Origin of the sequence: Comamonas sp. CAH-2 (assembly GCF_009668305.1) — a bacterium.
Taxonomy (GTDB): Bacteria; Pseudomonadota; Gammaproteobacteria; order Burkholderiales; family Burkholderiaceae_C; genus Comamonas; species Comamonas aquatica.
In genome coordinates this window covers 1-8,022 of the sequence record NZ_VSWF01000066.1, presented here as the reverse complement: position 1 = coordinate 8,022, position 8,022 = coordinate 1, and the positions used below count along the sequence as shown (strand labels likewise).

The 8,022-nt window shown below is 67.5% G+C and carries 6 protein-coding genes and 1 pseudogene; 1 reads left to right on the top strand and 6 read right to left on the bottom strand.

Going from position 1 to position 8,022, the window contains the following annotated elements:
- The first annotated feature begins 362 nt into the window (after positions 1-362).
- Positions 363-1,814, top strand: coding sequence for a cytochrome c oxidase accessory protein CcoG (ccoG, locus tag FYM52_RS18345; protein ID WP_154165130.1), 1,452 nt, complete (start codon positions 363-365; stop codon positions 1,812-1,814).
- Between the two features lie 13 nt (positions 1,815-1,827).
- On the opposite strand, the gene FYM52_RS18340 is transcribed toward ccoG, so the two are convergent.
- The 6 genes and pseudogenes from FYM52_RS18340 to FYM52_RS18315 form a co-directional block, all read right to left on the bottom strand.
- On the bottom strand, positions 1,828-3,255 hold the full coding sequence (locus FYM52_RS18340; protein WP_154165131.1) for a PLP-dependent aminotransferase family protein: 1,428 nt from the start codon (positions 3,253-3,255) through the stop codon (positions 1,828-1,830).
- Between the two features lie 78 nt (positions 3,256-3,333).
- Positions 3,334-4,449 carry an NADH:flavin oxidoreductase/NADH oxidase gene (locus FYM52_RS18335; RefSeq protein WP_154165129.1) on the bottom strand — a complete coding sequence of 372 codons (1,116 nt, stop codon included), beginning with the start codon at positions 4,447-4,449 and terminating at the stop codon, positions 3,334-3,336.
- Positions 4,450-4,553: 104 nt separating this feature from the next.
- Positions 4,554-5,420: a plasmid replication/partition related protein gene (locus tag FYM52_RS18330; protein WP_154165128.1), complete on the bottom strand. Its 867-nt coding sequence runs from the start codon at positions 5,418-5,420 to the stop codon at positions 4,554-4,556.
- 191 nt (positions 5,421-5,611) lie between these two features.
- Positions 5,612-6,988 carry a tRNA 5-hydroxyuridine modification protein YegQ gene (yegQ, locus tag FYM52_RS18325; RefSeq protein ID WP_154165127.1) on the bottom strand — a complete coding sequence of 459 codons (1,377 nt, stop codon included), beginning with the start codon at positions 6,986-6,988 and terminating at the stop codon, positions 5,612-5,614.
- A 183-nt stretch (positions 6,989-7,171) separates the two neighbouring features.
- Positions 7,172-7,915 carry a cell envelope integrity protein TolA gene (gene tolA / locus FYM52_RS18320; RefSeq protein ID WP_238826270.1) on the bottom strand — a complete coding sequence of 248 codons (744 nt, stop codon included), beginning with the start codon at positions 7,913-7,915 and terminating at the stop codon, positions 7,172-7,174.
- Positions 7,916-7,923: 8 nt separating this feature from the next.
- Positions 7,924-8,022 (bottom strand): annotated as a pseudogene (locus FYM52_RS18315) (N utilization substance protein B); the annotation flags it as partial.

Genomic DNA, 8,022 nt, shown 5'->3' with positions numbered 1-8,022 from the left:
GAGGGGGGGAACGTTCAGCATGGTGCTCTCCAGAGGCAACACAGGCCGACAAGGCCTTATCTGGCATGTCGGCAATTTGGCGGTGTTCTGAAGTGCCATTGGTCGAGATGGCGAGATTTACTGAAAAAAGGAAGCGGTTGACGCTGGATGGATAGGCTTTTCAGGGTCTAAAGAGATCGTGTGCCGCATCTGTCCTGCGGCAGCCGCTCACTTTTTGATGAACTGATATGGTGATGCTTGGATGGAGTGCATCTGATCCGGTCTTTTTGCCCCCAATCTGATGCTTTTGTTCCAGGGACGGCGCGCGCACAGTCGTTGCTGAGCGCAGCCAGGCGGTCCTGGCTGGCCTGCCCATTCCCGCTATGTCCCACGAAAACTCCTCCCCGCAACCCGGCGGCACCCCGCCGCTCCGCAAGACCATCCCCATTCAGGCCGCACCCCGTGCCGTGCCGTTCTACGAGCCGCGCACCAAGATCCAGCCGCGTTCCATCCAAGGCCTGTTTTCGCGCTGGCGCTGGGCCCTGGTGTGGGCCACGCAGCTGTTCTTCTACGTCGTGCCCTGGCTGCAGATCCATGGGCGCCAGGCCCTGCTGTTCGATCTGGAGCAGCGGCGTTTCTACGTCTTCGGCTGGCTGCTGTACCCGCAGGACTTCATCTACCTGACGGCGCTGCTCATCGTCAGCGCCCTGGCGCTGTTCCTGTTCACCACCGTGGCCGGGAGGCTGTGGTGTGGCTTCAGCTGCCCGCAGACGGTGTACACCGAGATCTTCATGTGGATCGAGCGCCGGCTGGAGGGCGACCGCAGTGCGCGCCTGCGCCTGGACGGTAGTGGCTGGACGCTGGAGAAAACGGCCCGGCGCGGCGGCAAGCACCTGCTTTGGCTGATGCTGTCGCTGTGGACGGGCTTCACCTTCGTGGGCTACTTCGTGCCCATCCGCGACCTGGCGGTGCAGGTGATGGCGCTGCAGGGGGCGTGGCAGATCTTCTGGATCGCCTTCTACGCCCTGGCCACCTACGGCAATGCCGGTTTCCTGCGCGAGCAGGTGTGCAAGTACATGTGCCCGTATGCGCGCTTTCAGAGCGCCATGTTCGACAAGGACACGCTGGTCGTCACCTACGACGCCGCGCGCGGCGAAGGCCGTGGCCCGCGGGCCAAGGGCGTGGATGCGCGCGCCCAGGGCCTGGGCGACTGCATCGACTGCAAGCTGTGCGTGCAGGTCTGCCCCGTGGGCATCGACATCCGTGACGGCCTGCAGTACGAATGCATTGGCTGCGGGCTGTGCATCGACGCCTGCAACGGCGTGATGGACAAGATGCACTATGCGCGTGGCCTGGTGCGGCTGAGCACGCAAAGCGCCCTGGCCCAGGGCTGGAGCCGTGCGCAGATGCTGCGCCGCGTGTTCCGCCCGCGCGTGCTGCTGTACGGGGCGGGGCTGCTGGCCATCACCGTGGCCATGGTCACCAGCCTGTCGGTGCGCGTGCCGCTGAAGGTGGATGTGGTGCGCGACCGTGGCACCCTGTCGCGCATCGTGGCCGGCGGCATGGTGGAGAACATCTACCGCGTGCAGATCGGCAATGCCACGGAAGTGCCGCAGCACTATGTGCTGTCGGCCGCGGGCCTGGACGGGCTGCGTGTGGCGTCGGATACCGCGGTGGCGCTGGGTGCGGCCGAAGACCGCTGGGTGGTCATCCGCCTGCAGGCGCCGTATGGGGCGGCGGCAGGTGGCTCGCACCCCGTGGCGATCGAGGTGCGCGCCCAGGCCGACCCGGCCATCCAGGTGGCCGCGCCGACCACCTTCCTGGTGCCGCGCTGAGCCGCGGCGCCACTCAGCCTGCGGCTTGCTGCATGCGGTGGCACCAGCTGCCCAGCTGCTGCAGGGCCTGGTCGGTGCGGGCGTCCCACAGCAGGCCGTAGTTCAGGCGGATGCAGCGGCCAAAGCGCTGGCTGGCCGAAAACACCGGCCCCGGCGCCAGGCTGATGCCTGCGGACAGGGCCTGCTGGTGCAGTTGCAGGGCATCGCAGCCGGGCGGCAGCTCGATCCACATGAAATAGCCGCCTTCGGGGCGCGTGGCGCGCGTGCCGGGCGGAAAGTGGCGGGCGATGGCCTGCGTCATCGCATCGCGCTGCATGGCCAGGGTGTGGCGCAGCTGGCGCAGGTGCTTGTCGAAGCCCACGCCTTCCAGGTAATGCGCCAGCGCGGCCTGGGCCGGGGCGTTGGTGCTGAGCGAGGTGGTCAGCTTCTGCCGTGCCACGGCCTGGGTGAAGCGCCCCGCCGCGGCCCAGCCGACACGCCAGGCCGGTGCCAGGCATTTGGAGAACGAGCTGCAGTGCAGCACCCAGCCTTCGCGGTCGTAGGCCTTCACGGGCAGCGGGCGGCGGGCGGAGAAGTACAGCTCGCCATACACATCGTCTTCGATCAGCGGGACCTGGTGGCGCGCCAGCAGCGCACACAGGGCCTGCTTGTGGGCCGTGGGCACCAGGCTGCCCAGCGGGTTGTGGAAGTTGCTCATCAGCCAGATGGCCTGCGGGCGGTGGCTGGTGATGGCGACTTCCAGCGCCGGCAGGTCGATGCCGTCGCGCGGGTGGGTGGGCACTTCCACTGCCTTCAGGCCCAGGCGCTCCAGCGCCTGCAGGGCGCCGTAGAAACACGGCGACTCCACCACCACGGTGCCGCCGGGCTGGGTGACCGCCGACAGGCACAGGTTCAGCGCCTCCAGCGCGCCGTTGGTGATGACCACATCGTCCATGTGCAGCGGCATGCCATCGGCCAGGTAGCGGCGGGCGATGTGGCGGCGCAGGCCGCTGTGGCCGGTGCTCAGGTCATCGAGCAGGGCCTGCGGCTGGGCCTGGCGTGCGCAGGCGGCCAGCGACTGCGCCAGCTTGTTCCACGGGAAGTGCTGGGGCGCGGGAAAGGCGCTGCCCAGGCCCACCGTGCCCGGCTGGAAGCTGGCTTGCAGGATCGAGAACACGCGTTCGCTGACATCCACCGTCAGCGAGGCCGGGGGCGGCAGCCGGGCGATCTCGGGCTCCGGCGGCGGGTGGTGGGCGCCCGAGGCCACGTAGTAGCCGGAACGCTCGCGCGCACGGATCAGCCCGCGCGCCTCCAGCAGGTAGTAGGCCTGGAACACCGTGGACGGGCTGACACCGCGTGCGGCGCAGCAACTGCGCACCGAGGGCAGCTTGTCGCCCGGCTGCAGCACGCCCGCATGGATGGACTGGGCGATGTCGGCGGCCAGGGTGGCGTAGCGCGTCAGGCTGGGGGAGGAGGCGGGTTCGGTGGACACAGCCACCCAGTGTAGGGGCTGTCCAGCGCCAGACTGCCCCGCCCCGGATTAGGCGGTGGCCGCGCTCTGCAGCAGGCCCTTGGCGCCATGTGGCTCGCAGCGCAGGTACTGCGGGGCGGCCGCCACCTGGGCGCCCAGCTGGCGGGCGGCCTCCCAGGGCCAGCGCGGGTTGTAGAGCATGGCGCGGGCCACGCCGATGGCATCGGCCTGGCCGGCATCCAGGATGGCCTGGGCCTGTTGCGCGTCGGTGATCAGGCCCACGGCAATCACGGGCATGGTCCCCTGCAGGTGGCGGCGCAGGCCGTCGGCCAGCGGCACCTGGTAGCCCGGGCCGATGGGGATCTGCTGCGCCGGGTGCAGGGCGGCGCTGGAGACATGCAGGAAGGCGCAGCCGCGCGCTGCCAGGGCCTGGGCCAGCTGGGTGCTTTGCGCCAGGTCCCAGCCGCCGTCCACCCAGTCGGTGGCGGAGATGCGCACGCCCAGCGGAAAGCCCGCTGGCAGGGCCACCTGGATGGCATCGAACACCTCCAGCGTCAGGCGCATGCGGTTGTCCAGGCTGCCGCCATAGGCGTCGTCGCGCAGGTTGGACAGGGGCGACAGGAACTGGTGCAGCAGGTAGCCGTGGGCGGCGTGCAGCTCCAGCGCATCCAGCCCCAGGCTGTGCGCGCGCAGGGCAGCATCGACGAAGGCCTGCTTGATGCGGGCAATGTCCTCCAGCGTGGCGCTGGCTGGCAGTGGGTCGGTGGGCATGAAGCCCTGGGCGCTGGCGCTGATCGTGGGCCAGGCCTCGGGGTGGTCGGCAGGCAGGGCGCCACCACCTTCCCAGGGGCGGCGGCTGCTGGCCTTGCGACCGGCGTGGGCCAGCTGCATACACACGGGCATGGGGCTGTGGCGGCGGATGTGCGCCAGCACCGGGCGCAGCGCCTGCACCTGGGCATCGTTCCACAGGCCCAGGTCGTGGGCGCTGATGCGGCCCCGCGCCTCGACGGCGGTGGCCTCCAGGATCAGCAGGCCGGCGCCGGACTGGGCCAGCTGGCCGTAGTGCATCAGGTGCCAGCTGGTGGCACAGCCTTCCTCGGCCGAGTACATGCACATCGGGGGAATGACGATGCGGTTGGCCAGTTCCAGCGAGCCGAATCGGATGGGGGAGAACAAAGCGGGCATGGTGGGCGCGTCCCTTCACAGCAAATCTTGCGCCGCAGCATGACACAAAAAAAGCGCGCCACCGATCCCGTCGGTGACGCGCTGCGGCAGGGGCGGCTGCGGGCTCAGGCCTGCTCGGCCAGCAGCTCCTGCAGGGTCTTGACCTGCAGGCGCAGGCGTTCGTTCTCGGCCTCCAGCTCGGCCACGCGGGCCTGCAGTTCCTCGGGCGAGGCCGGTGGTGCTGTATCCTGCGCATCGTCCGTGGCGGCGGGCTTGTCGGCCTTGGGCTTTTTCTTGGCCTCGCGCACGCGCTTGGCGGCCTGCTTCAGGCTCTCGGCACCCTCGGCGGCCACGGCCTGCTGCTCTTCCACGGGCAGGCTGGCAACCACGGCGGCGGCGTTCAGCGACAGCTCGCCGGCCTTGACGGCGGCGACCACTTCGGGGGCGGCCTTTTCCTGGATGGTCTCGATCATCTTGACCTGGCCGGCCGACAGGCGGGCGGCGCGGGCCAGTGCTTCGCGCGTGTCCAGGGCCTGGTCGGGCACCTTGGGGGTGTTGGCCAGGGCCTGGGCCACGGCGGGATTGGTGTCACCGTCCCAGGGCGCTTCGGCGCTGGACTCCGCCTTGGCGGCATTCACCGCTGCGGCAGCGGCGGCGCGGCGCTCGGCGATGATCTCGCGCTTGCGCAGTGCCAGCACGCCGCGCTGGAAGTCGGAGACGGAGCGGCGGCCCAGGTGCTGGTCGATCATCCACAGGTGGATGTCTTCCATGTTCTGGAAGCGTTCGTTCTGGATGGTCTGGAAGGGCAGGCCGTGCTTCTGGCAGATGCCGAAGCGGTTGTGGCCGTCGACCAGCACATTGCCCCACAGGACCAGGGCGTCGCGGCAGCCTTCGTCGAGGATGCTGCGCTCCAGCGCATCGTGTTCGTCGGGGGTCAGGGGGTCGATATAGGCCTTGAGTTCAGGCAGGACAACAATCTCTTCGGGGTTCATCAGGGTTCCAATCGGGCGGGCAGGCGCACTGTAGCGGTCTGCCGTGAAAAGTCAAAAGGCACCCGGGGGTGCCTTTGTGCCAAGACCGACACGGTCTTGAAAAGAGGAGCGGTTGGCGCAGGTCGATTCTAGGTTTCAGACTGAAAAGTATCGGAAATCCTTGAACAGCGCGCGCTGACCGCTATCAAAGATCAGGCCTGTTCGGGGTGCAGCAGGCGCGAGATCAGGCCGCCTTCGATCGGCCCCTCGACCGGGATGCGCACGCGCACGGGGTTGCCGGGCGCGACCTGCACGGGCTCGCCGTCCAGGTTGAACATCTGCTCCAGCTTCATGGTGCGGTTGCCGGTGGGGTGGATGATTTCGATCGTGTCGCCCACGGCGAAGCGGTTCATGGTTTCGATCTCGGCCAGGCCGTTCTCGTAGCCACGCACCTGGCCCACGAAGTGGCTGCGCTGCAGCACCGAGGTGCCGGTCTCGTAGTTCTGGTAGTCGTTGGCGGGGCGGCGCTCCAGCAGACCGCCGGTGTAACCACGGTTGGCCAGGCCTTCCAGCTCGGTGATCAGGTGCGGGTTGAAGGGGCGGCCAGCCACGGCGTCGTCGATCGCGCGTCGGTAGGTCTGCGCGGTACGGGCGACGTAGTACAGGCTCTTGGTGCGGCCTTCGATCTTCAGCGAGTCCACGCCGATCTTGGTCAGGCGCTCGACGTGCTCCACGGCGCGCAGGTCCTTGGAGTTCATGATGTAGGTGCCGTGCTCATCTTCCATGATGGGCATCATCTCGCCGGGGCGGCCCTTTTCTTCCAGCAGGTAGATGGCGTCGGCCTTGGGGTGGCGCTTCTGGTCGCCGCAGGTGCTGGTGAACTGGTTGTCGGCGTCGTTCTTGGCGTCTTCGAAGTTGAAGCCCTGCTCCATGGCCTGGCCCAGCGCCTCGCCGGTGTTGGGGTCCACATCGGCGCCATGGGTCTTGTATTCCCAGCGGCAGGCATTGGTGCAGGTGCCCTGGTTGGGGTCGCGTCGGTTGAAGTAGCCCGACAGCAGGCAGCGGCCCGAGTAGGCGATGCACAGCGCGCCGTGCACAAACACTTCCAACTCCATATCGGGGCATTCCTGGCGGATCTTTTCGATCTCGTCCAGGCTCAGCTCGCGCGACAGGATGATGCGCTCCACGCCCATCTTCTGCCAGAACTTGACGGTGGCGTAGTTGGTGGTGTTGGCCTGCACGGACAGGTGGATCACGGCCTCGGGCCACTTTTCCTTGACCATCATGATCAGGCCGGGGTCGGCCATGATCAGCGCGTCGGGCTTGAGGGCGATGATGGGCTCGATATCGCGCAGGTAGGTGCGGATCTTGTCGTTGTGCGCAATGACGTTGGACGTCAGAAAGAACTTCTTGCCACGCTGGTGGGCTTCCTGGATGCCCTGGGCAATCTGCTCCATGCGGAACTCGTTGTTGCGCGCGCGCAGGGAGTAGCGCGGCTGGCCGGCGTACACGGCGTCGGCGCCAAAGTCGTAGGCGGCGCGCATCTTGTCGAGCGAGCCGGCGGGAAGCAACAGTTCGGGGGCTTTCATAGGGGGCTTATTTTCCTTGATTGGCGGCTGTCCGTCCTGGCGGTGGGGGCATGTACCCCCAGGCCGTGTGGCGGCGGCAGATAGCTCGCAATAAATGAGCTGCTGGCGCTGAAAGAACAAGGACTTCAGCCAGATAACTGTCTGAAGTCCTTGCTGGATTGGCGCCAGGCGCTCTGTAAATGATCAGTCTTGCGGGCGGAAACCGAAGTTGAACTCGCTGGGCACGGTGCCGTTGGTGTCCTTGGGCAGGGTCTCGGTCTTGTGCAGGGCGCGCACCACGGCGTCGTCCCAGGCCTTGTTGCCGCTGGACTTGACCAGCTGCACGCTGGTGATGGTGCCGTCCGGCGCCGCGCGCACCCGCACTTCGGCGCGCGGGTTGCCGCTGACCACGTCCGGATAGACGATGTTGGGCTTGACCTTGGCCGCCACGCGCGCGCCATAGCCGGCAGAATGGCCTGCCGTGCCGCCACCCGTGCCCTTGCCGCCGTTGGGGCCGCTGCTCTTTTCGGCAGATCCCGTGCCGCCGGAACCACCGGCCAGACCGGCCATGGCCTTGAGGTTTTCCTGGCGCATGCGCTCCAGTTCCTTGGCGGCCTTGGCCTCCTGGGCGGCCTGCTCCTTGCGGCGCTTGTCGTCGGCCGCCTTCTTCTCGGCGTCGGCCTTGGCCTTTTCGGCTTTCTCCTTCTCAGCCTTTTCTTTGGCGGCCTTGTCCTTGGCGGCTTTTTCCTTTTCCGCCTTTTCGCGCTTTTCTTTTTCCAGGCGCTCCTTCTTCTCCTGCTCGGCCTTGTCACGCTTTTGCTGTTCCAGCTTGTCGCGCTTTTCCTGCTCGAGCTTTTCCTTGCGCGCCTCTTCCGCCTTCTCCTTGTCACGCTTGGCTTTTTCGGCCTTTTCGCGCTCGGCCTTGTCCTTGGCCTTCTGGGCTTCCAGCTCGCGCTGCCGTGCAGCAGCGCGTCGTAGTGCAGGGCGTCGGACTTGTGAAAGCCGGCCAGGTCGCGCGTGAACATGTCAATCGCGGTGGCCTCGTTGCGGCCGAC

What these genes read in the sequence shown, in the direction of transcription:
- ccoG (WP_154165130.1), top strand. Translation starts at nt 363, where the DNA reads ATGTCCCACGAAAACTCCTCCCCGCAACCCGGCGGCACCCCGCCGCTC.
- FYM52_RS18335 (WP_154165129.1), bottom strand. Translation starts at nt 4,449, where the DNA reads ATGCCCGCTTTGTTCTCCCCCATCCGATTCGGCTCGCTGGAACTGGCC.
- FYM52_RS18330 (WP_154165128.1), bottom strand. Translation starts at nt 5,420, where the DNA reads ATGAACCCCGAAGAGATTGTTGTCCTGCCTGAACTCAAGGCCTATATC.
- yegQ (WP_154165127.1), bottom strand. Translation starts at nt 6,988, where the DNA reads ATGAAAGCCCCCGAACTGTTGCTTCCCGCCGGCTCGCTCGACAAGATG.